This is a genomic window from Oceanibaculum indicum P24 (genome assembly GCF_000299935.1).
Lineage (GTDB): Bacteria > Pseudomonadota > Alphaproteobacteria > Oceanibaculales > Oceanibaculaceae > Oceanibaculum > Oceanibaculum indicum.
In genome coordinates this window covers 65,362-86,751 of sequence record NZ_AMRL01000007.1, presented here as the reverse complement: position 1 = coordinate 86,751, position 21,390 = coordinate 65,362, and the positions used below count along the sequence as shown (strand labels likewise).

General features: G+C 65.3%; 19 protein-coding genes. 3 read left to right on the top strand and 16 right to left on the bottom strand.

Annotated features, from left to right (window positions below; all coding sequences use genetic code 11):
• Positions 1-4: 4 nt before the first annotated feature.
• From P24_RS07760 to P24_RS07725, 8 genes are all read right to left on the bottom strand, one after another.
• Complete coding sequence (locus P24_RS07760; RefSeq protein WP_008944151.1) at positions 5-1,018, bottom strand: dimethylarginine dimethylaminohydrolase family protein; 1,014 nt, start codon at positions 1,016-1,018, stop codon at positions 5-7.
• Between the two features lie 48 nt (positions 1,019-1,066).
• Positions 1,067-1,900: an ABC transporter permease gene (locus tag P24_RS07755; protein ID WP_008944150.1), complete on the bottom strand. Its 834-nt coding sequence runs from the start codon at positions 1,898-1,900 to the stop codon at positions 1,067-1,069.
• Positions 1,897-2,733 carry an ABC transporter permease gene (locus P24_RS07750; RefSeq protein ID WP_008944149.1) on the bottom strand — a complete coding sequence of 279 codons (837 nt, stop codon included), beginning with the start codon at positions 2,731-2,733 and terminating at the stop codon, positions 1,897-1,899. The genes P24_RS07755 and P24_RS07750 overlap by 4 nt, the downstream gene beginning before the upstream one ends.
• Positions 2,734-2,817: 84 nt before the next feature.
• Positions 2,818-4,008 carry an ABC transporter substrate-binding protein gene (locus P24_RS07745; protein WP_008944148.1) on the bottom strand — a complete coding sequence of 397 codons (1,191 nt, stop codon included), beginning with the start codon at positions 4,006-4,008 and terminating at the stop codon, positions 2,818-2,820.
• 71 nt (positions 4,009-4,079) lie between these two features.
• Positions 4,080-5,207 (bottom strand): ABC transporter ATP-binding protein, encoded by a 1,128-nt coding sequence (locus P24_RS07740; RefSeq protein WP_008944147.1) that lies wholly within the window; start codon positions 5,205-5,207, stop codon positions 4,080-4,082.
• Positions 5,208-5,424: 217 nt separating this feature from the next.
• A complete protein-coding gene (locus tag P24_RS07735) occupies positions 5,425-6,606 on the bottom strand; it encodes an MFS transporter (protein ID WP_008944146.1) in 1,182 nt (393 codons plus the stop codon).
• Between the two features lie 11 nt (positions 6,607-6,617).
• Entirely contained in the window at positions 6,618-7,199 is a 582-nt protein-coding gene (locus P24_RS07730; protein ID WP_040706972.1) for a hypothetical protein, read from the bottom strand.
• A gap of 116 nt (positions 7,200-7,315) precedes the next feature.
• The gene (locus tag P24_RS07725; RefSeq protein WP_008944144.1) at positions 7,316-8,107 is read right to left on the bottom strand and encodes a cell envelope integrity EipB family protein; all 792 of its coding nucleotides are present in this window, start codon (positions 8,105-8,107) and stop codon (positions 7,316-7,318) included.
• Between the two features lie 152 nt (positions 8,108-8,259).
• Between P24_RS07725 and P24_RS07720 the strand changes: the two genes are divergently transcribed.
• From P24_RS07720 to rnd, 3 genes are all read left to right on the top strand, one after another.
• On the top strand, positions 8,260-9,249 hold the full coding sequence (locus tag P24_RS07720) for a 2-hydroxyacid dehydrogenase (RefSeq protein WP_008944143.1): 990 nt from the start codon (positions 8,260-8,262) through the stop codon (positions 9,247-9,249).
• 180 nt (positions 9,250-9,429) lie between these two features.
• Positions 9,430-10,176, top strand: a complete 747-nt coding sequence (locus P24_RS07715) for a GGDEF domain-containing protein (RefSeq protein WP_008944142.1) — start codon at positions 9,430-9,432, stop codon at positions 10,174-10,176.
• 41 nt (positions 10,177-10,217) lie between these two features.
• Complete coding sequence (rnd, locus tag P24_RS07710; protein WP_008944141.1) at positions 10,218-11,390, top strand: ribonuclease D; 1,173 nt, start codon at positions 10,218-10,220, stop codon at positions 11,388-11,390.
• 231 nt (positions 11,391-11,621) lie between these two features.
• On the opposite strand, the gene P24_RS07705 is transcribed toward rnd, so the two are convergent.
• The 8 genes from P24_RS07705 to P24_RS07670 form a co-directional block, all read right to left on the bottom strand.
• A complete protein-coding gene (locus tag P24_RS07705; RefSeq protein ID WP_008944140.1) occupies positions 11,622-12,383 on the bottom strand; it encodes an aspartate/glutamate racemase family protein in 762 nt (253 codons plus the stop codon).
• Positions 12,384-12,620: 237 nt separating this feature from the next.
• Positions 12,621-13,586 carry an N-carbamoyl-D-amino-acid hydrolase gene (locus P24_RS07700; protein ID WP_008944139.1) on the bottom strand — a complete coding sequence of 322 codons (966 nt, stop codon included), beginning with the start codon at positions 13,584-13,586 and terminating at the stop codon, positions 12,621-12,623.
• A gap of 17 nt (positions 13,587-13,603) precedes the next feature.
• Entirely contained in the window at positions 13,604-15,067 is a 1,464-nt protein-coding gene (gene hydA / locus P24_RS07695; protein WP_008944138.1) for a dihydropyrimidinase, read from the bottom strand.
• 25 nt (positions 15,068-15,092) lie between these two features.
• Complete coding sequence (locus P24_RS07690) at positions 15,093-16,214, bottom strand: ABC transporter ATP-binding protein (RefSeq protein ID WP_008944137.1); 1,122 nt, start codon at positions 16,212-16,214, stop codon at positions 15,093-15,095.
• Between the two features lie 8 nt (positions 16,215-16,222).
• On the bottom strand, positions 16,223-17,239 hold the full coding sequence (locus tag P24_RS07685; RefSeq protein ID WP_008944136.1) for an ABC transporter ATP-binding protein: 1,017 nt from the start codon (positions 17,237-17,239) through the stop codon (positions 16,223-16,225).
• The gene (locus tag P24_RS07680) at positions 17,239-18,732 is read right to left on the bottom strand and encodes an amidohydrolase family protein (protein ID WP_008944135.1); all 1,494 of its coding nucleotides are present in this window, start codon (positions 18,730-18,732) and stop codon (positions 17,239-17,241) included. Before P24_RS07680 ends, P24_RS07685 begins: the two co-directional genes overlap by 1 nt.
• Positions 18,733-18,810: 78 nt before the next feature.
• Entirely contained in the window at positions 18,811-20,397 is a 1,587-nt protein-coding gene (locus P24_RS07675; RefSeq protein WP_237740177.1) for an ABC transporter substrate-binding protein, read from the bottom strand.
• A gap of 73 nt (positions 20,398-20,470) precedes the next feature.
• On the bottom strand, positions 20,471-21,382 hold the full coding sequence (locus P24_RS07670; protein WP_008944133.1) for an ABC transporter permease: 912 nt from the start codon (positions 21,380-21,382) through the stop codon (positions 20,471-20,473).
• Positions 21,383-21,390: the final 8 nt, after the last annotated feature.

Genomic DNA, 21,390 nt, shown 5'->3' with positions numbered 1-21,390 from the left:
TCCCTCAGCCGATGGAATCGCGGACCAGCGGGCTGGTCGAGCAGTGGATGCCGCCGCCGCCCAGCCAGATCTTGTCGTATTTCACATCGACGATCTCGATGCCCAGTCTGTCCAGCTTGTCGGCGGTGCGCGGCGACAAATTCGCCTCCATCACCACGCGGCCCGGCCGCACGGCGATGCAGTTGACCGCGCCCGACGGATCGTCGGGGCTGACCTCGATGGTGCGGATGCCCAGCTCCTTCAGCTTCTCCAGGAACCAGAAGGGCAGCTGCGTCGGGTTGATGATCGCGGTATCGACATCGATCATCACCAGATTGCCGTCGATATGCAGGCGGTAGCCGGTCAAATCCACGCGCAGCAGCTCGCAGCCCTGTGCCTTCAGCACCTCCTCGACCTGGCGCGTGCCTTCCTCATTCACCCGGTTGGAACGGCCGACGGCGGCCAGCCCCGGCTTCAGCCAGGCAAAGCTGCCGCCCTCCATCAGGCCGGTGCCGTGCACGGTGCGCAGGATCGGCATGCCGATGGAGGCCAGCGTCTCGGTCGCCGGTGCTTCCTCGCCGCGCCGCACGATCGGCCCCAGGCGCGTCACGATGGCGCCGCCCTTCACGCCGATCACCGAATCGCGGGTATAGATCGATTTGTGCCGGCCCGGCGCGCAGCGCTTCAGATAGACGACCTCCACGCCTTCCTTGCGCAGCGTGTCGGCCAGCGCGTCGTGCTGGGCCTGCTGTTCCGCCAGCGAGGGGATCACGTCGCCGCGCCAGTACCAGGTCTGGCCCTCGACATCGCCATAGCTGCCCAGCTCCTCGATGCGCTTGGACGGATCGATGATGTTCATCTCCTCGCCCGGCCGGTGCATCAGCACCTTGCGCAGCTGGCCCACATCATTGTCGCAGCCCCATTGCTGCCCCCACACCGTCTCCTGCTGCTGCGGGGTCTCGAACGCCGGCTCGGCGTGCGAGTGGAAAATCTTCATCGTCATGTTGTAGCGATATTCGAACTCGCTGACGGCACCCATGGGGTCGATCCTCTTCCTATGGTGGAGCGTTTTGCTTGCTGGCGGGTGTTATTCCCCGCCCTCTGAAGCCAGCGCCTTCAGGCGCGCGGCCCGGCGCTGGCGCGACCACAGCTCGAACAGCAGCAGCGCCAGCGTAACGATGATGAGAAGCGTGGCGACGGCGGCGATGGTGGGGTCGAGATGATCCTCGATGCCGTCCCAGATGCGCTTCGGTAGGGTGTAGATGTTGCGGCTGGTCAGGAACAGCACCATCACGATCTCGTCGAAGGAGATGGTGAAGGCGAAGATCGCCCCCGACAGCATGCCCGGCAGGATGCGCGGCACGATCACCAGGCGGATGGTCTCGCTCATCGAGGCGCCCAGGCTGCGCGCCGCCTGTTCCAGCCGCACGTCGAAATTCGCCAGCGAGGCAGACACGGTGATGATCACATAGGGGATCGCGACCAGCGTATGCGCCAGAATGACGCCGAGATAGGAATCCAGCAGCCGCAGGTCGATCCAGAACCGGTACATCGCCAGCGCCTGAACGATGGTCGGCACGATGATCGGGATCAGCATGAAGGTGCGCACCGCCTCCGATGCGTTGGTAGACAGCCGCCAGCAGCCGATGGCGCACAACGTGCCCAGCACCACGGCGGCCAGGGTGGAGGCGACCGCGATCACGATGCTCTGCCCGGTCGCGGACAGCCAGATATCGTTGCTGAAGAAGGCGGCGTAATGCTGCAGCGACACGCCGTCCTGCGGCAGCGACAAATAATACTGGTCGGTGATCGAGACCGGGATCACCACCACCATCGGCAGCACCAGGAAGGCCAGCACGGTCCAGGCGCCGCCCAGCACCATGCCCCGCCCGAAAAGCTCGCGGAAATCTCCCTTCATCATCGCGCCCCGAACACTTTCTTAAGGTCAACGAAGCGCGCGACCAGCGCCAGCGTCAGCAGCACCGCGAACAGCAGCGTCGAGGCCAGCATGGTCGCCTGCCCCCAGCGCAGCGTCTCCTCGAAGCTGACGCGGATATATTCGGAGATCATCACCACCTTGCCGCCACCCAGGATGGCCGGCGTGATGAAGAAGCCCAGCGAGAACACGAACACCAGGATGGTCGCGGCGATCAGCCCCGGCTTGCTGAGCGGCAGGTAGATATGCCGGAAGGCAACCCAGGGCGACGCACCCAGCCCGCGCGCCGCCGAGACATAGCGCGCATCGATACCGGTCATGTTGGAGAAGATCGGCAGCACCGCCAGCGGCAGCATGAAATGCACCATGCCGACAATGACGCCGAATTCGTTGCGCACCAGCGGCAGCGGCTCGGAGATCAGCCCCAGCGCCATCAGCCCCTGATTCGCCAGCCCCTCATTGCGCAGCAGCATGACCCAGGCGAAGGCGCGGATCAGTACGCTGAGCCAGAAGGTCAGCAGGATGCAGAACATCATCCAGGCACGCTGGGTTTCCTTCACATGCACCATCGCGTAGGCGACGAGATAGCCCAGCACCACGGTAATGATGGTGGTGATCGCGCAGATGCGCAGCGTCGTCAGCCAGATGCGGTGCAGCAGCGGGCGCGTCAGCAGCGCCTCGTAATTCTGCAGGCCCGGATAGGGCTCGGTCACGCTGATCCACAGCACCTGGAACAGCGGATAGATATAGAAGATGAGCATCAGCAGGACCGCGGGCGCGATCAGCAGCCAATAGGTATTGCGTTGCGAGGTCAGCATCCGAAATCCCGCCGATGCTCTCTTTTCTACGTCAGGTCAACCCGGCCGCTTCTGGGCGACCGGGCACGAAGCAGCCGGCTGTCCTTACGAGGACAGCGTGTCCAGCCACATCTCGCGCGACAACTCGTCGTTGGTCAGCTTGCCCTTGCCGCTCGGCTCCTGATACCAGGGGCCGCTCTGGATCATCTGCAGCTTCATGTTCTCGGGCTGGCCCGGATCGATGTGCTTCATGTCGGCGGGCACCATGTCGGCGGCGGCCGGGTTGGCCGGGCCGTTGCCCATGACCTTGAACAGCTCGATCTGGCCAGCCGGGTCCTGCGCCGAGGCGATGAACTTCATCGCCGTTTCCTTGCCGGCCGGATTGCCCTTCGGCACGTTCCACATGCCGGCCGTGACGATGCCGTCCTTCCAGGTCCAGGTCACATCGCCGGCCATGTCGCGGGTCAGCAGGTTGGCGCGGGTGTGCCAGATGTTGCCCATCACCACCTCGCCGGTGCGGAACAGCTCCTGGCTCTGCGAGCCGGAACCCCAGGCGACGACAGCGCTCTTGATCTCCTTCAGCTTGCTCATCGCAAGGTTCAGGTCGATCGGATAGACGTCCTTGTGCGACTTGCCGGCGGCCAGCATACAGGCCTCCAGCATGCCGTTCGGCTGCTTGCGCAGGGTGCGGCCACCAGGGAACTTCTTCAGGTCCCAGAAATCCTTCCAGTCCTTCGGCGCCTCGGAGAGCTTTGCCTTGTTGTAGGCCAGCACGAAGCTGAACATGTAGTTGGCGCAGCCATACTCATAGGCGAAGTCCGGCGCCATCTTCGACTTGTCGACGATGGAATAGTCGATGGGCTCCAGCACGTCATGCGTCTGCAGCACCAGCGTGGTGCCGGTGCCGGTGTCGCACACATCCCAGGTCACGGCCTTGGCTTCGACCATGGCGCGGATCTTGGAGCCAAGCGGGCCGGTGCCGTCGATCACCACCTTGGTGCCGGTGGCCTTCTCAAACGGAACGCCCCAGGCATTGGCATAGGCCTCGACCGCCGGGCCGCCCCAGTTCACCACCACCAGCTCCTTGGCCTGGGCGGCGGCGCTGCCGGTGCCCAGCTTCAGCGCGACCGGGGCCAGGCCCAGCATCGCCATCGCCTTCACGAAGCTGCGGCGGTCGATCTCGCCGCGCGCCAGCCGCTCGGCGGCAATGGCGGCGCAATCCTCGGCGAAGGACTGCTCGTCCGGGTACAGATCCTTCTCGTAGAGCGTCTTGCTCAGATCCTTGCGCGATTTCATGTCCGGTCTCCTCTGCTTTTACGTGTTGTCCCTGTCACGCCATCCCGTTGGCCGGGCGGCTTTCCTGTCGCTCAATTGTCGCGCACCACCACCGAGGCATCCGGTTCCCAGCCCAGCCAGACCTGGTTGCCAATGGCGGGATCGACCTCGCATTTCCAGGCCGGCGCGGTGACGATCAGATCGCCCAGCGCCTGGGTGCGCACCTGGAAGTGATAATTGGCGCCGTAATAGTTGAAGGCGTCGATGGTGCCGGGCACGCGGTTGCGCGTGGCGGGTTCGGCCTGGCTGACGGTCAGCTTCTCCGGGCGCAGCGCGATCAGAACGGAGCCGCCGGGACCAGCCGGTTCCGCAGCACCCGCCTGCACCAGCGCGTGATCGCCGGCCTTGTAGGTGAAGCTGCCGGACTCAGTGCCTGCAACGGTGCCGTTGATGAAGTTGCTCTTGCCCAGGAAGTCGGCGACGAAGCGGGTCGCCGGGCGTTCGTACAGTTCGCCGGGGCCGCCCATCTGCTCGATCTTTCCGTCGCGCAGGATGATGATGTCGTCCGACATGGACAACGCCTCCTCCTGGTCGTGCGTGACATAGATGAAGGTGGCGCCCAGCCGGTTATGCAGGGATTTCAACTCCCACTGCAGATCGGCGCGCAGCTTCTTGTCCAGCGCCGACAGGGGCTCGTCGAGCAGCAGCAAATCGGGCTGGAACACCAGCGCGCGGGCCAGTGCCACGCGCTGCTGCTGGCCGCCCGACAGCTGGGTCGGCAGGCGCTTGGCGAGATGCGCCATCTGCACCAGCTCCAGCGAGGCCATGACGCTCTTCTGAGCCTCGGCCCGCTTCACGCCGCGCACGCGCAGGGGGAACCAGATATTGTCCTCGACGCTCATATGCGGGAACAGGGCATAGCCCTGGAACACCATGCCGAAATTCCGCTTGTCCGGCGGCAGGGCGGTGATGTCCTTGTCGTCCAGCAGGATCGAGCCGGATGTGGGCTGCACAAAGCCGGCGATCGACATCAGGATCGTCGTCTTGCCGGAGCCGGACGGGCCCAGCAGGGTCAGGAACTTGCCGCGCTCCACCTCGAAGCTGACATCGTCCACCGCCGCGAGGTCGCCATAGACCTTGCGCAACCGGCGAATGGACAGGGAATGCGATTGCGTCTTCGCACCGGAGATCGACCTATCCGGCACCGCTGCCTCTACCATCCAGAGCCCACCTGTTCCGTCGTTCGCTTGTTGTTTTTTCTTACTAAGTTGTAAGCTTAAAACACATTTTCAGGACGAGCGAGTCTTTCTGGAAATTTTTTATCCTGTTGAAATTACGAACTAATATTACCCTAATATAGCATCTGCACAATTTTTATGCCGAAATATTGTGCAGCGCGAAAAATGCAAAATCGCGCATATGGCGCTGCTCATCCGGCTATTCCCGGCGCAGCAGCATCAGGCCGCTCAGCCCGGTCACGATGGCGACCGCGCCATAGGCCACGCCATAGGTCTGGCCTGAGGCGACCATCACGCTGAACACCGCCGGCATCGACATCACGCCGAGGAACATCATGGAGGCGGCAAGCCCGCTGGATTCCGCCGTGCGGCCCGGCCCGCCGATGCGTGCATATTCGGCGAAGGCAATGCCGGTGAAGCCGCTGGCCGTCGCCCCCGCCACCGCACAGACCAGCAGGATCAGCGCATAGGGCCAGTCGGCGCCGAACTGGCCGGCGGCAACCGCTGCCCCTGCCATGACGATGCCGTGCAGCGCCAGCAGCAGCCGGGCGGAGATCACAGTGTCAGCCATCCAGCCCCAGATCGGGCGCGAGATCACGCCGGCAATCTGGAACATAGCCAGCGCCTGCCCGGCGCGGATCAGGCTCATCTCCGCCATGCTGGTCAGATGCACCGCCATGAAGGCGATGAAGCAGAGCTGCGCGCCGGCATAGCAGAACATGGCGATGCACAGGATGCGCACCTCCGGCAGCTCGATCAGCAGCCGCAGGGGCGCCAGCGCATTGCCGCGCGTCAGCGCGCGCGCCACGTCGCGGTCGGCATCGTATTCCCGCCGCATCGCCTGCAGCAGCACCAGCAGCAGGATGGCGGGACCAAGCTGTACCAGCAGTGCTGTCTGCCAGTCGAAGCCCAGCACCAGCGGCGGTACCAGCAGCCCGCCCATGACGCCGCCCAGCGGCACGCCGATCTGCCGGATCGAGAAGACGAGGTTGCGCAGGCGCACCGGTGTGCGGCTGATCAGCAGGTGGGAGCTGGAGGGTGCTGTCGCGCCATAGGCGAAGCCCAGCAGCACGCCGGACAGCGCGATGGCGCCCGCCGTGCCGCCCAGCGCGGCGGTCAGCAGCATGACGATGGTGCAGACCAGGATGACCTGGCTGACCCTGACCGCACCGAAGCGGTGCACGAAGCTGGGGCTCAGCACGGCGGAAAAGATACCGACACCATAGACGATGGAGATGAACAGCCCGACCCGCGCGCCATCGACGCCGACATCGGCAGCAATCGCCGGGGCGGCAGCCGGGATGGAATAGGCTGACATGGTCGCCAGCGCCTGCACGAACAGGGTGGCGAACAGCGGCATATAGGGAATTTCGCGCCACATGCGGCCGGCCCTCAGTTGCGGTGGAGCACGAAGCGCTCGCCATCGACCGGGCGGCCCAGCGGGCGACGCAGCCAGAACAGGCGGATCGAATCGCACAGCCCGTCATCGAGGCGGATTGTGGTGCCGCAGGCATCGCCCAAGCCGGTGAGCGCGACTGCCTCAGCCTTTGTGTATGACTCCAGCGTGATCGTCACTTCCGGCAGTTCGCCACGCGAACAAAACAGCGGCTCGCCGGCTTCCATATGCACCGCCCCCTTGCGGTCCGCCGGCAGGCTGACCGACATCGCGGCCATGTTGCCCAGCACCGAGAAGGCTTCGTCCTTGCCGACCGCATCGGTCGCCAGCATGACGCGGTAGAACAGCCCTTCCGGGCTGTCCCGGTCGAGCCAGCCCAGAACGCGGTCCTCCTGCCCATCGCAGGTGACGTCGCCGCGCAGCATCGTGATGTCGTTGAGGTGGGCGTACTGGCCCCATTCATAACGCAGCAGGCCATAGGCCTGCTGGTCCAGCCGCAACCGGTCCTCGCTGGCGGCGTTATCGCCCCCGGCATCCGCCGAACCTGCTGCCATCAGCAGCAGAGTGCCAGCAACCATAAGGCACCGGTACACGCCCATCCGGCACACCCTCATGCGCCCCCTCCCTCTTGTTTCTTCTTATGGGAGAACGCTAGCGGCGGGCGATGGCCCGCACAACTGCCCGAAAGCGCGGGTCAGCATCCCGGCTTCGGCAGCTTCTCCAGCTTGTCGAGGGTGGCATCGACGACGAAGTCGCCATAGTCCAGCTTCATCTCGGTCACGATGCCATTGTCGTAGAGCCGGATGCCCATTTCGTAATCCGGCAGGCCGCCCGGCGCATTGTCCGGGCCGAAGAAGGCCAGCCGCACCGGCCAGGAGGGGCGGCGCAGCAGCTCCTCGCCTTCCGTGGGGGCGGGAATCTGCTTGCCGATGACGGCGGTGATTTCCGTCGCCTCCTCCACCTCGTTGCCGTCGAACACCATGCCACTGAGGAATTTTTGCCCGGCTTCGGCGGCACCGAGGATGGCGAGGCTGTGCTGGGTCGGGAACAGCACGTCCTTCGGCAGGTCGAGCTTTACCGGCTCCGGCGCCTCAAACTCGGCGCGCACGCCCGCCGGGCCGCGCACTGCCTTGCCGCTGATATTCTCCGGCATGCTGCCGGGACGCGCGCGCTCGATGAAGAAGCGGTAGCTGCTGCCATCCTTCGCCTCATAGGTCGCGAAGGAGACGGCAACATCGGATTCGCCGCCCTGGGTGTAGCCCAGCTTCAGCCGGTAGCGCTGCTCGACCGTCCAGCCCTCGCAGCTCTCGCCCCATTCCAGCGCCATCGCACCTTCCGCCGTGGCGATGCCGCTGCCGGACGCCGCCTTGGCCAGCGCCATGCGATAGACCGCACGGTGCGGCGCGACGTCATAGGCCTGCGCGGCCCCCGCGCCCAGCAACGCCACCGCCGCCACGACAAGCCCAACCCGATATCGCCAAGCCATACACTTCTCCTTCGGCACGCAGGGCATCCATGCGGCGGTTGCCGCTTGCCCATGTGTCCTCCACGCTATAGTGCCGGAGAGGCCAGGCAAGCGCACCCGCAAAGGGGCACCCCATAAAGACAATAGCTTGCCGACATCAATAAGGAGGTTTCATGGCATCGACCCATCCGCAGAACAGCGCAGGCAAGCCGCGCATTCTGGTCACCCGCAAGCTGCCCGCCGCCGTAGAGGCGCGGCTGGCGCGCGACTATGACGCGACCTTCAACCCCACGGACAGCGTATTCGATGGCGCCCGGCTGGTGGCGGAGAGCGCCGGCCATGACGGCATCCTGGTCTGCTCCACCGAGAAGCTGCCCGCCGCCATCATCGAAAAGCTGCCGCCGGAGATAAAGATCGTCGCCACCTTTTCCGTCGGGCATGACCATATCGACATCGCGGCGGCGAAGGCGCGCGGCCTTGCCGTGACCAACACGCCCGACGTGCTGACCGACGCCACGGCGGACACCACCCTGCTGTTGCTGCTGGCCGCCGCGCGGCGCGCCTATGAGGGCGAGCGCATGGTGCGCGAGGATCGCTGGGGCCGGTGGGAACCGACCGGCATGCTGGGCGTGCATGTGACCGGCAAGCGCCTCGCCATCCTGGGCATGGGCCGGATCGGCCGCGCCGTGGCGCAGCGGGCGCGCGGCTTCGAGATGGAGATTCACTACAACAACCGCAGCCGCCTGTCCCCGGAGCTGGAGCAGGGCGCGATCTTCCACGAAGACCCGGAGGAATTGCTGACCGTTGCCGATTTCCTGTCGATCAACTGCCCGGCGACAAAGGAGACCCATCATTTCCTGAATGCGGACCGGATCGCCCGCATGCCCGATGGCGCGGTGGTGGTGAACACGGCGCGCGGCAGCATCGTGCATGACGAATCGCTGATCGCGGCGCTGACATCCGGCAAGCTGGCTGCCGCCGGGCTGGACGTGTTCGCGAATGAGCCCGCCATCCATCCGGGCTACCGCGATCTGCCCAACTGCTTCCTGCTGCCGCATATCGGCAGCGCCACGAAGGAGACGCGCGATGCCATGGGCTTCCGGGCGCTCGACAATCTGGACGCCTTCTTCGCCGGGAAGCCGCCCAGGGATCGCGTCGCCTAGACCGGGTTGCCTAGGCAAGAGTGGACGATAATACCGCTGGCAGGGGGTAGCTTTTGCCGGGCTGCCCCCGCCCAGCATCATCCGAACTTCTGAATACACACTTTAAATCAACAAATTAGGACGTGGCACGGCGATTGCTCCAGAGGGAGGGACATTCGTTTCAACGAGCGGAACTTCGCCATGAGCCTGCATGCCACCGTCACAATCCTGCCGCCCGCGCAGAACAGCCAGCCGATCCCGCTGCCTGCAGCATGGGGTGAGGAGCAGCCGCGGCTCGACTACCATATCGAGCGCTGGCTTTCGGAGACGGCGCGCCTGATGGGCGCCACGCCACTGCCGACGGATGAGAGCAAGCGCAGCGACGTGCTGCGCCTCGCCCTCGCGCTGGCCGAGGCGGAGCAGATCATCAAGAAGCAGCAGGCCGAGATCGAGCGGCTGGAGATGCTGAGCCTGAACGACGATCTGACCGGCCTGTTCAACTGGCGCGGCTTCAACCGCCAGGTTTCCGCCGGGCTGGCCGAGGCACAGCGCACCGGCATCGGCGGCGTGCTGATCTATGCCGACATCGACGACTTCAAGAAGATCAACGACACCTATGGCCACAGCGCCGGCAATGCCGTGCTGTGCGAGATCGCCCGCCTGCTGTCGCACAAGGTGCGCCAGCATGACAGCGTCGGCCGGCTGGGCGGCGACGAGTTCGCGGCCCTGCTCACCCGCACCAGCGCGACGCAGGGCTTCCGCCGCGTGCGCGACATCGCGCAGGCGCTGGAGCAGGTCAGCATCGTCCATGACGGTATCGCGATCTCGGTGACGGCCAGCGTCGGCGCGGTCGCCTTCTCACCCGACGACAGCCCCGAGGCGTTGCTGGAGCGCGCCGACCGCCGCATGTATGACCGCAAGCGTGGCCGGAGCCGCATCGCCGCCTGATACGCCTTTGCCGGCGCGCCGGCGGATGCTATGAGACGGGCATGACGACACTCATCACCGATACGAAGACGCTGGACGTCTTCTGCCGCGGTCTTGCCAAGGCTGAGTACATCACTGTCGATACCGAGTTCATGCGGGAGAAGACCTATTACCCGCAGCTCTGCCTGATCCAGCTCGCCGGCCCCGATACGGCCGCCGCCATCGACCCGCTGGCGCCCGGCATCGACCTGAAGCCGGTATTCGACCTGCTGGCCGATCCCGGTATCCTGAAAGTGTTTCACGCCGCCCGGCAGGATATCGAGATCTTCTACCAGCTGACCGGCGTTGTGCCTGCGCCGCTGTTCGACACCCAGGTCGCGGCGATGGTCTGCGGCTTCGGCGATTCGGTCGGCTATGAGACGCTGGCGACCAAGCTGGTTAATGCCCGCATCGACAAGAGCTCGCGCTTCACCGACTGGTCGCACCGGCCGCTGGCGCCGCACCAGCTGGACTATGCGCTGGCCGACGTGACGCATCTGCGAATCATCTACGACAAGCTGTCGGCGATGCTGGAGAAGAACGGCCGCGCCTCCTGGCTGACCGAGGAAATGGCGGTGCTGAGCAACCCCGCCACATACGATGCCGACCCGATGGACAGCTGGCGCCGGCTGAAGCCACGCACCAACAGCACCAAGTTCCTGGCGATCCTGCGCGAGATTGCGGCCTGGCGCGAAATCGAGGCACGCAAGCGCGACCTGCCGCGCAACCGGCTGCTGCGCGACGAGGCGCTGCTGGAGATCGCTGCGCGCGTGCCGAACAATGCCGACGAGCTGGCGAAGATCCGCGCGCTCTCCAAGGGCTTCGCCGAGGGGCCGATGGGCCGGCAGCTGCTGGAAGCCGCCCAGCGCGGGCTGGACCTGCCGAAGGAGCAGCGCCCGGAACTGCCGCAGAAGGCCGACCTGCCGGCTGGCCGCGGCCCGATCCTGGAACTGCTGAAGGTGCTGCTGAAGCTGCGCTGCGAGGAGCATCAGGCCGCCCAGAAGCTGGTCGCCAACAGCGCCGACCTGGAAGCCATCGCCGCCGACGACAATGCCGACACGCCGGCGCTGCGCGGCTGGCGGCGGGAAATTTTCGGCGAGGATGCACTGGCGCTGAAGCATGGCAGGCTGGCGCTGACCGCCGATGGCAGCAGCGTTCGCGTCGTTCCGGTCCACGAATTGGAACCCGCGCCCTGATCCGTCGTTAACTTTAGCGTCGCCTTCTGGGGCCCCCTCCAGGAGGCCCACGCTAGGCTGCCTACACCGACAATGGGGACAGCCGACCCGTGGATTCCCGCTCCCCTAACCGGGATGACGGGCGGGAATGACGGGGGAGCTTTTATCCCTTCTGTCCTTCGAGGCGCCCCGCCGGATCCCTTAGCTCACAGCGACCGGCGTGGCGTCTCGAAGCACAGGAATGCCTCCTGCCTACTCCGCCGCGCGCTTGCGAACCGGGCCGGGCGCGTTGCCCGCGAAGGCGCCGGTATAGGGCTTTTCGCGCGGCTGGGCGTAGGAGACGATCTTCGAGGTGCCAAGGCCGAGGCCGGCCAGCGCCTCCACCATCTTCACCGCAACCGTGACGCCGTCCATCACCGGAATGCCGGTTTCCTGGGTCAGGCGCTGCGCCAGATCGACCATGCCGGCGCAGCCCAGCAGCACGCATTCCGCACCATCCTCCTCAATGGCCTTCAGCGTCTCCGCCTTCACCTTGTCGGCGGCGCCGGAATGCGCGTCCTCCAGCTCCAGCACCGGCACGCCGGCGGCGCGCACGCTCATTAGCTGGTCGATGAAGCCGTATTTGCGGGCAAGATCGTACTGCACCTTGGCGGAGCGCTTCAGCGTGCTGACCACCGTGAAGCCCTTGCCGAGCATGCTGGCCGCGTGCATCGCCGCCTCGCAGATGCCGATGACCGGCCCGGTCGCGATCTCGCGCGCCGCCTCCAGCCCCGGATCGCGGAAACAGGCGACGACATAGCCGGCATAGCCGCCCTCTTCCTCCGCCGCCCGGATGATCTCCAGCATGCCGGGCACGCAGAAGGCGCTGTCATACTGGCTTTCGATGGAGACCGGCCCCTTGTCCGGCTGCACCGTCACCGTGGTGGTGCCGGGGGACGCCGCCCGCGCCGCCGCATGGCCGATGGTATCGGTCATCGACTGGGTGGTGTTCGGATTGATGACCAGGATCTTCATGGCGCTGTGCCTCCTGAAATACCCTTAACCGCCTACGCCCCAAATCCGGTGGAGCATGCCGCCTTATGCTTCGAGACGCCCTCTCCAAAATACTTTGGAGAGGGCTCCTCAGCATGAGGTCACCAAGGGGCACCGCCCCAGAACGCACTGCCGGTCATCCAACCATGACCTCGTCCTGAGGAGCATGCGCTAGCATGCGTCTCGAAGGACAATGATGGCCCGACGAACGGCACGCCCTTACTTGCGGGACAGCACGTCCTCGCCTTCGACCTCGCCGGCCGGCGGCAGTTCGACGCCGGTCTGGCTGGTGATGCGGCCATAATGCTCGATCCGGCGGTGCTTGGCGAAGTTGAACACCGTCTCCTTGCCCATCTGCACCAGGTCGAGGCGCAGGTCGGCGACCACCAGCTCGTCCTCCAGCGTCTGCGCCTTGGCAACGATCTCGCCCGAGGGCTGCGCGATCAGCGAGCCGCCGATCATGCCCACCCCTTCCTCGATGCCGGCCTTCGCGGTGGCGATGACATAGCAGGAATTCTGGTAGGCGCTGGCCTGCACGACGAGGTCGTTGTGGAAGTTGCGCAGATGTTTCGGCTCGAAGGCCGAGGTGTTCTCGTCCGGCGTGTTGTAGCCGAGCGAGATGATCTCCGCCCCCTGCAGGCTCATCGAGCGGTAGGTTTCCGGCCAGCGGCGGTCATTGCAGATCGCCATGCCGTGGATGGCGCCCATGGTGCGCCAGACCGGGAATCCCAGATCGCCCGGCTCGAAATAGCGCTTTTCCAGATGCTGCCAGGGGCGGTGCGGCTCATGCTCGGAATGGCCGGGCAGGTGCACCTTGCGGTACTTGCCGACGATGCGGCCCTTGTCGTTCACCAGGATCGAGGTGTTGTAATGGTGGCCATCCTCGGTCAGCTCGGCATAGCCCAGATAGAAGCCGATGCCCCATTCCGCCGCCTTCTCGAACAGCGGCAGCGTCTCCTTCGTCGGCATGGTGCGCTCGAAGAAGGTTTCGACCTCCTTCCAGTCCTCCATGTACCAGCGCGGGAAGAAGGTGGTCAGCGCCAGTTCCGGAAACACCATGTAGCGCACGCCGCGCGACTTCGCCTCGCGCATCATCTCGATCATGCGGTTGACGCAGGAGGTGCGGGATTCTGCGCGCGCGATCGGGCCCATCTGGGCAGCAGCAGCGGTAATGATACGGGCCATTCTCTTATATTCCTCCGTCAGAACTTGATGTAGTCGCCCGAAGTCGGGTTGAAGCCGTGAACGCTGGTGCCGCGCGGCCGGGCGGTGGCCGGCACGTCGCAGCGCAGGAACTTGCCGTCGCCTGGCTTGGCGAGAACCTCGCCATCGTTCCAGACGATGGCGCCACGCACCATGCTGATGATCGGCCAGCCGGTCACCTCATGCCCCTCATAGGGGGTGTAGTCCATGTCGTCATGCAGCATGTCGATGGAGATGGTGACCTTCTTTTCCGCGTCCCAGATCGCGATGTCGGCATCGGCGCCGACCGCGATGGTGCCCTTGCGCGGATAGAGGCCGTACATCTTGGCCGGGTTGGTGCAGCAGAGCGCGACGAACTTGTTGATGTCGATGCGGCCGGTCAGCACGCCGGCGCTGAACAGCATCGGCATGCGGATTTCCAGACCGGGCACGCCGTTCGCCACCTTCTTGAAGCTGGTATCGGCGCCGCCGACGCGCTTGCCCGTCGGGCTGTCATAGCGGTAGGGCGCATGGTCGGAGGAGAAGACGTCGAAGGTGCCGTCGGCCAGCCCCTGCCAGACGAACTCCTGGTTATCCTTGTCGCGCGGCGGCGGGGAGCACATGCATTTCGCCCCCTCGAACCCGTCCTTGTCGAGATCGTCCTCGGTCAGGAACAGATATTGCGGGCAGGTTTCGGCATAGACCTTCACGCCACGCGCCTTGGCGGCGCGGATGCGCTCGATGGCTTCCTTGGCGGAGACATGCACCATCAGGATCGGCTGGTCCACCAGCTCCGCCAGCGCGATAGCGCGGTTGGTGGCCTCGCCCTCGGCGATGTTGGCATGGGCGACGCGGTGGAATTTCGGCGCGGTATGGCCGAATTCCAGCAGCTTTTCCGAAAGCCAGGCGATCATGTCATGGTTCTCGGCATGCACCATGACCATCGCACCCTCGCGCCGGGCGGCGGCCAGCACTTCCAGGAACTGCCGGTCGTTCAGCTTCAGCGCGTCATAGGTCAGGTAAATCTTGAAGGAGGTGTAGCCATCCTTGATGAGGGCCGGCAGCTCCTGCCCGATGACGCTCTCCGTCGGGTCGGAGATGATCAGGTGGAAGGCATAGTCGGTCATCGCCTGGCCATCGGCCTTGGCGTGATAATCCTCGACCGTCTTGCGCAGGCTCTGGCCCTTGAACTGGGCGGCGAAGGGAATGATGCCGGTGGTGCCGCCGCACATCGCCGAGCGCGTGCCGCTGAGGAAGGTGTCGGCCGTATAGGCGCCGCTGGAGGAGAGCTGGTCGACATGGACATGGCTGTCGATGCCGCCGGGCAGCACCAGCTTGCCGGTGGCGTCGATCTCCTTCGCGCCCTTCGCCAGCTTGCTGCCCAGCGCGGCGATGACGCCATCCTTCACGCCGACATCGCAGACAATCGTGTCGGAGGCGGTGACCACCGTGCCGCCACGGATCACCAGGTCGAAATCAGCCATTCTCGCCTCCCCTTCAGCTTTTATGTCAGACGGCCTTCGCAGCCCCTGCCTTCATCTTCTCGGTCGCCTTGCGGTAGGCTTCCAGCCGCGGCAGGTAATGGTCCGACGCATTGCCGGCCTTGATCGCGCTGACCGCCTTCGGCACCTCGATCTCGTTCCAGAAATGGCAGGCCACCTGATGGCCCCCGCCGATATCCTGGAAGGCCGGGTCCTCGACCTTGCAGCGCTCCTTCGCATGCGGGCAGCGCGTGTGGAAGCGGCAGCCGGACGGCGGGTTGATCGGGCTGGGCACGTCGCCTTCCAGCAGCATGCGCTCGGTCTTCACCGACGGGTCGGGCACCGGGATCGCCGAGAGCAGCGCCTGGGTGTAGGGGTGGCGCGGCGTATCGTAGAGCGTCTTCTTGTCCGCCAGCTCAACGATCTTGCCGAGATACATGACCGCGACCCGGTCGGCGATGTGCTTCACCACTGCCAGATCATGGGCGATGAACATGTAGGCGAGGCCGAACTGGGTCTGCAGGTCCTGCAGCAAATTCACCACCTGCGCCTGGATCGACACATCCAGCGCCGAGACCGGCTCGTCGCAGACGATCAGCTTCGGATTCACCGCGAGCGCGCGGGCGACGCCGATACGCTGGCGCTGGCCACCGGAGAATTCATGCGGATAGCGCACCATGTGCCAGGGCGACAGGCCGACGACCTTCAGCAGCGCCTCGACCTTCTCGCGCTTTTCCTTGCCATGGGCGATGCCATGCACTTCCAGCGGCTCGGCGATGATGTCGCCCACCGTCATGCGCGGATTGAGCGACGCATAGGGGTCCTGGAAGATGATCTGGATCTGCCGGCGGATCATCCGCATCTCCCGCCCCTTCAGGGTGGTGATGTCGGTGCCGTCGAATTCGATGCTGCCGGAGGTCGGCTCGATCAGCCGCATGATCAGCCGGCCGGTGGTGGACTTGCCGCAGCCGGATTCGCCGACGACAGCCAGCGTCTCGCCCTCATTAATGTGGAAGCTGACATCATCGACCGCCTTCACGGCGCCGACCTGGCTCTGCATCACGATCCCCTTGGTGATCGGGAAATGCTTCACCAGCCGTTCGACCTTCAGGATCGCCTTGCGGGCGCCGGGGGTGCTCTGCTCGTTCATCGGGCGCCTCACAGGATGGTGTTTTCGAGCGGCGCCTTCCAGCAGGCGACCTTGTGGCCGGGCTTCACCTCGGCCAGCACCGGCACGTCCTGGCGGCACTTGTCGTCGGCGAAGGGGCAGCGCGGATTGAACTTGCAGCCCGCCGGCATGTTGTAGGGGTTCGGCACGCTGCCCTCGATGGTGGCGAGGCGCTCCTCCTCGACATCCAGCTTGGGGATCGAGCCCAGCAGGCCCAGCGTGTAGGGATGCTGCGGGTCGGTGAACAGGTCGCCGACGCGCGCCTCCTCCACCACCTTGCCGGCATACATGACGACCACCCGGTCGGCCAGCTCCGCGATCACGCCCAGATCATGGGTGATCAGCATGATTGCCGTGCCGGTGCGCTCGCGCAGGTCGCGCATCAAATCGAGGATCTGCGCCTGGATGGTGACGTCCAGCGCGGTCGTCGGCTCGTCGGCGATCAGCAGCTTCGGGTTGCAGGCCAGCGCCGGGGCGATCATCACGCGCTGGCGCACGCCGCCGGACATCTGGTGCGGGAAATCGTCCACCCGGCTTTCCGGCGAAGGAATGCGCACCAGGCGCAGCATCTCGATGGCGCGCTCGCGCGCTTCCGCCTCCGAGATGTCCTCGTGTAGCAGGATGCCTTCCATGATCTGCTGGCCGACCGTATAGACCGGGTTCAGGCTGGTCATCGGCTCCTGGAAGATCATCGAGATGTCGTTGCCGCGCACATCGCGCATCTCACGCGACGACAGCGTCAGCAGGTCGCGCCCCTCGAACACGATCTCGCCGGCCGGAATCTTGCCCGGCGGGCGCGGGATCAGCCCCATAACGGAGAGCGAGGTGACGCTCTTCCCGCAGCCCGATTCGCCGACGATGCCCAGCGTCTCGCCACGGGCCACGGCGAAGCTGACGCCATCGACGGCCTTGAACACGCCTTCGCTGGAATGGAACTCGGTCACCAGGCCGCGCACATCAAGCAGCGGCTGGGCGGATTCGGTCTGCGGGGAAGCGGTTTCGCTCATCAGGCGCTCTTGATCACCGGCTTGGGGGCGGACAGGACGGATTTGACGGGGAACACCATCGGCGACATGTCCTCGACCTGGCGCTTGGCCCAGTCGCGTTCGGACACGGTGGCGATGGTGCGGGCCTGCGCCTCGCGCAGGGTCTCGATGGCGGCCTCGATGTCGATGGTCAGCACCTTGCCGTCGCTGACCACCTGCTGGCCATCCACATAGACATCGCGCACGGCCCGGTCGGAGGTCGAATAGATCAGGCTGCGCAGCGGTTCGCGCAGCGGCTGCATGTAGGGGTGCGAGAGATCGACCAGCGAGAAGTCGGCCTTCATGCCGACCGCGACCCGGCCGATATCCGGCTTCTTCAGCGCGGTCGCACCGCCCACCGTGGCGGCCATGAACACCTCGGCAGTGGAGGCGCCGGTGAAGTCGCCCTTCAGGATGCGCGCGGCCAGGCAGGCCATGCGCATCTCGTCGATCATGTTGTGCGGGAAGGTATCGGTGCCGAGGCCGAGATTGATGCCGGCCTTCATGTAGCGATGGACCCAGTGCAGTGCGATGCCGCGGCGCGAGAACACGGTCGGGCAGTGCGCGACCGAGGCGCCGGATTCGGCCAGCAGTGCGAAATCGTCGGCCTGCGGCCAGTGCAGCCAGGGGTGATCGTTCAGGAAGATGCCGTGGCCGATGATCATCTGCGGCCCCAGCACGCCCAGCGAGTGCAGCCATTCGATTGGCGTCTTGCCGTGGCGGCGGGTGATCTCGTTGAACTCCACCACGCTCTGCGCCGCATGCAGCTGCACGGCGATGCCGCGCTCGGCCGCCGCGTCATAGCTGTCGCGGATCAGGTCGGCGGTGCAGGTGTCGATCTGCGACGGGCCCAGCATGCCGGACACGCGGCCGGACGGATGCTTCGCCGCTGCATCGACAAGGTCGATGGCGCGCTGCATGGCCTGCTTGCCGGCCTTTTCGTCCCAGTGATACTCGACCGAATGGCCGTTGCTGGTACTCCAGCTGGCCGAGCGGTACATCGGGCACAGCACCGACCGCAGGCCGGTCGAGGCCATGTCATCGGCCCAGCCCTCGCGCGCACCGGACAGGTCGGCGATGGTGGTCACGCCGCTCTTCAGCAGCTCGCTCATTGCCACCATGCTGGCCGCGCGGGCGGCATTCGGGTCGAGCCGGAACACCGGCATGAATTCATAGAGCGAGGACTGGCCGAGGCGCGGGCTGCCCAGCTCCTCCAGAAGGCCCTTGTTGCCCGGCTCCGAGGTCGGGTGGGAATGGATGTTCACCAGCCCCGGCATCAGCATCATGCCGCGCCCGTCGATCTCCCGGTCGGCGGCACCGCTATAGCCCTTGCCGACGAAGCTGAACTGGTTGCCCTGGAAGGCGACATCCGCCCCTTCCAGATAGGCATGGCTGCCCGCCGCCTCATCCCAGGCAATGACGTAGTCGGCGTTGCGGATCACCGTGGTCTGCATGGCCTGTCCATCCCCGTTCATTGATAAATTTTCTAACGAATGATCTGTCGAGAAAGGCCCGTCCGGGCGCGCCAGATGACACGCCCGGACGGTTCGCGATTATTTCAGCGCGAGGTCGATGCCCTTATAGAAACCGGCACCATAGATGCCGTGCGCACGCACCGGCTGCATCTTCGGGCCGGCAACGGTGAACAGCGGCTCGTGGTAGAGCGGGATCCACACGGCGGCGTCATGCACCTTGTGCAGCACCTTGCCGAAGGCCTCGGCACGCGCCTTGTCGGTAAGCGCGGCAGAGCCCGCTTCCAGCAGGGCGTCCGTCTCCTTGTCGTCCCAGTTGACGCGGTTCGGCGTCGGCATGTTGGCCGAGCGGAAGTACAGGTTCATCGCGTCGCCGGTCGAGACATAGGGGAACGACATGGTGAAGATGTCGAACTCCTGCGTCGCCAGCTTGCCCCAGACGACCGTGGCGTCGAACAGCTGGATCTGCAGGTCGATGCCGACCTTGCGCAGGTCGCCCTGCACCGCCTCGACGATCTGGCGCCAGGTGTCGGTGAAGCCATAGACCAGCGGGGCCAGCTTCTTGCCGTCCTTGTAGCGGAAGCCGTCGCCGCCCAGCTTCCAGCCGGCCTCGTCGAGCAGCGCAGCCGCCTTGGCCGGGTCATAGCTGTAGGTGTCGGTCTTCACCGACTTGTCGAAATCCACCACTTCCGGCGAGATGTAGGTGTTGGCCGGGGTGGCGTAGCCGAAGGTCACCGCATCGGTGATCGCCTCGACATCGACGGCCAGGTTCATGGCCTGACGGACCCGCACGTCACCCATCAGCTCGCGGGTGATCTTGAAGCCCATGAAATAGGTCCAGAAATAGGCCTCGGCCTGGGTGACCGACATCTTGGAATTGGCCTTGAACTGGTCCAGCGACCAGTAGGGCACATACTGGCTGGCATCGGCCTGGCCGGTCTGCAGCGACGCGACGCGGGTGCTTTCTTCCGGCACGATCTTCCAGGTGATCTTGTCCACCTGGGCTTCCTTGTTCTTGTAGAAGTCCGGACCCCAGTTATAGCCCTTGTGCTTGGTCAGCACGGTCTGGTTGCGCGGCTCCCAGCTGTCGAAGCAGAACGGGCCCGTGGTATCCAGACCCTTCACACCGAAATCGTCGCCCAGCTGCTTGGCCTGATCGACATTGATGATGGTGTGGAAATGCTGCGTCATCTGGAACAGCAGCTCCGAGTACGGCTTGGTCAGCTCGTATTCGACTGTCAGCTTGTCCTTGGCGCGGACTTCCTTCACCGGGCCGGCGCGCCAGGTGACGACGCCCTTGGTGGCCGGGTCGCGCCAGCGGTTGATGGTGTCCACCACATCCTGCGCGGTGAATTCCTTGCCGGAGCAGAACTTCACGCCTTCCTTCAGGTTGAAGGTGTAGGTCAGACCGTCCTCGGAAACCTTCCAGCTCTTCGCCAGGCCGGGCTTCACGGTCTTCAGGTCATAATCCAGCGCGACCAGCGTGTCGCCGACCATGAACAGGATTTCCGCCGCCGAACGCGCGGTGGAGCGATGCGGATCGTAGCGGTCCGTATCGATGGTGCGGATGATGGAGATTTCCTTCTGCGCCATCGCCGGGGCCGCGAACCCCGCCGTCGCCGCGATGGCGACACCGGCCGCCATCCAGACTGTGTTCCGTAACTTCATCTAAGCCTCCTCGTTCTCATGTTTGGCTTTCGCCAGCCCCGCCGACGGCGGGCTTTCATCCCCCGTCGCGGCTTTATTGCCTCATCCGCGGATCGAGGACGTCACGCAACGCATCGCCCAACACATTGAAGGCCAGCACGATCATGAAGATCGCAACGCTGGGAATGGTCGAGACATGCGGTGCGAAGAAAAGGAAATTGCGCCCCTCGGCGGCCATCGTGCCCAGCTCCGCCGTCGGCGGCTGCGCGCCCAGCCCCAGGAAGCTGAGCGCCGCCCCCAGCAGGATGGTCTGGCCGAACTGAAGGGTGAGGTACACGAAGATCGCCGACAGGCAGTTCAGCGCCAGATAGCGCCAGATCAGCGTCCAGTCGGACAGGCCGATGGCGCGGCCCGCCTCCATATACTCGTTCTGCATCACCACGGTGGCCGCACCGCGCGCGATGCGCGCCACGGTCGGGATGGCGGCGATGGTCAGCGCCACGATCAGGCTGGTGATGCCCGCGCCCAGCACGGCGGCAATCGCCAGGCCGAACAGGATCGACGGGAAGGACAGCAGCACGTCCACGACGCGCATGATGATGTTGTCGAGGCGTTTATAGAACGCCGCGATGATGCCCATCGCCGCGCCGATCAGCCCGCCCAGCATGACGCCGCTGAAGCCGATCAGCAGCGTGGTGCGGATGCCATAGAGCAGGCGCGTGACCATATCGCGGCCCTGCGCATCGGTGCCCAGCAGGTAGTCGCCGCCGGGCGGGCGCAGCCGCATCCGCATGTTGGTGTCATACGGATCGAACGCCGTCAGATAGGGCGCAAAGATCGCCGCCAGCACCACCAGCAGCAGGAAGGTGCCCGCGATCACCGCCGGCTTGTCGCGCAGCAGGCGCTGCCAGGCCGACAGGCGCTTGATCGTCTGGCTGCTGGACGCCCCGGTGGCGGAATCTGGGGCGGGGTCGGCGGGCGACAGGGTCTGGGTTGCGTCGGTCATTCGCCTCG

Coding starts and splice junctions, on each gene's coding strand:
- P24_RS07760 (WP_008944151.1), bottom strand. CDS start 1,018: ATGGGTGCCGTCAGCGAGTTCGAATATCGCTACAACATGACGATGAAG.
- P24_RS07755 (WP_008944150.1), bottom strand. CDS start 1,900: ATGATGAAGGGAGATTTCCGCGAGCTTTTCGGGCGGGGCATGGTGCTG.
- P24_RS07750 (WP_008944149.1), bottom strand. CDS start 2,733: ATGCTGACCTCGCAACGCAATACCTATTGGCTGCTGATCGCGCCCGCG.
- P24_RS07745 (WP_008944148.1), bottom strand. CDS start 4,008: ATGAAATCGCGCAAGGATCTGAGCAAGACGCTCTACGAGAAGGATCTG.
- P24_RS07740 (WP_008944147.1), bottom strand. CDS start 5,207: ATGGTAGAGGCAGCGGTGCCGGATAGGTCGATCTCCGGTGCGAAGACG.
- P24_RS07735 (WP_008944146.1), bottom strand. CDS start 6,606: ATGTGGCGCGAAATTCCCTATATGCCGCTGTTCGCCACCCTGTTCGTG.
- P24_RS07730 (WP_040706972.1), bottom strand. CDS start 7,199: ATGGTTGCTGGCACTCTGCTGCTGATGGCAGCAGGTTCGGCGGATGCC.
- P24_RS07725 (WP_008944144.1), bottom strand. CDS start 8,107: ATGGCTTGGCGATATCGGGTTGGGCTTGTCGTGGCGGCGGTGGCGTTG.
- P24_RS07720 (WP_008944143.1), top strand. CDS start 8,260: ATGGCATCGACCCATCCGCAGAACAGCGCAGGCAAGCCGCGCATTCTG.
- P24_RS07715 (WP_008944142.1), top strand. CDS start 9,430: ATGAGCCTGCATGCCACCGTCACAATCCTGCCGCCCGCGCAGAACAGC.
- rnd (WP_008944141.1), top strand. CDS start 10,218: ATGACGACACTCATCACCGATACGAAGACGCTGGACGTCTTCTGCCGC.
- P24_RS07705 (WP_008944140.1), bottom strand. CDS start 12,383: ATGAAGATCCTGGTCATCAATCCGAACACCACCCAGTCGATGACCGAT.
- P24_RS07700 (WP_008944139.1), bottom strand. CDS start 13,586: ATGGCCCGTATCATTACCGCTGCTGCTGCCCAGATGGGCCCGATCGCG.
- hydA (WP_008944138.1), bottom strand. CDS start 15,067: ATGGCTGATTTCGACCTGGTGATCCGTGGCGGCACGGTGGTCACCGCC.
- P24_RS07690 (WP_008944137.1), bottom strand. CDS start 16,214: ATGAACGAGCAGAGCACCCCCGGCGCCCGCAAGGCGATCCTGAAGGTC.
- P24_RS07685 (WP_008944136.1), bottom strand. CDS start 17,239: ATGAGCGAAACCGCTTCCCCGCAGACCGAATCCGCCCAGCCGCTGCTT.
- P24_RS07680 (WP_008944135.1), bottom strand. CDS start 18,732: ATGAACGGGGATGGACAGGCCATGCAGACCACGGTGATCCGCAACGCC.
- P24_RS07675 (WP_237740177.1), bottom strand. CDS start 20,397: ATGAAGTTACGGAACACAGTCTGGATGGCGGCCGGTGTCGCCATCGCG.
- P24_RS07670 (WP_008944133.1), bottom strand. CDS start 21,382: ATGACCGACGCAACCCAGACCCTGTCGCCCGCCGACCCCGCCCCAGAT.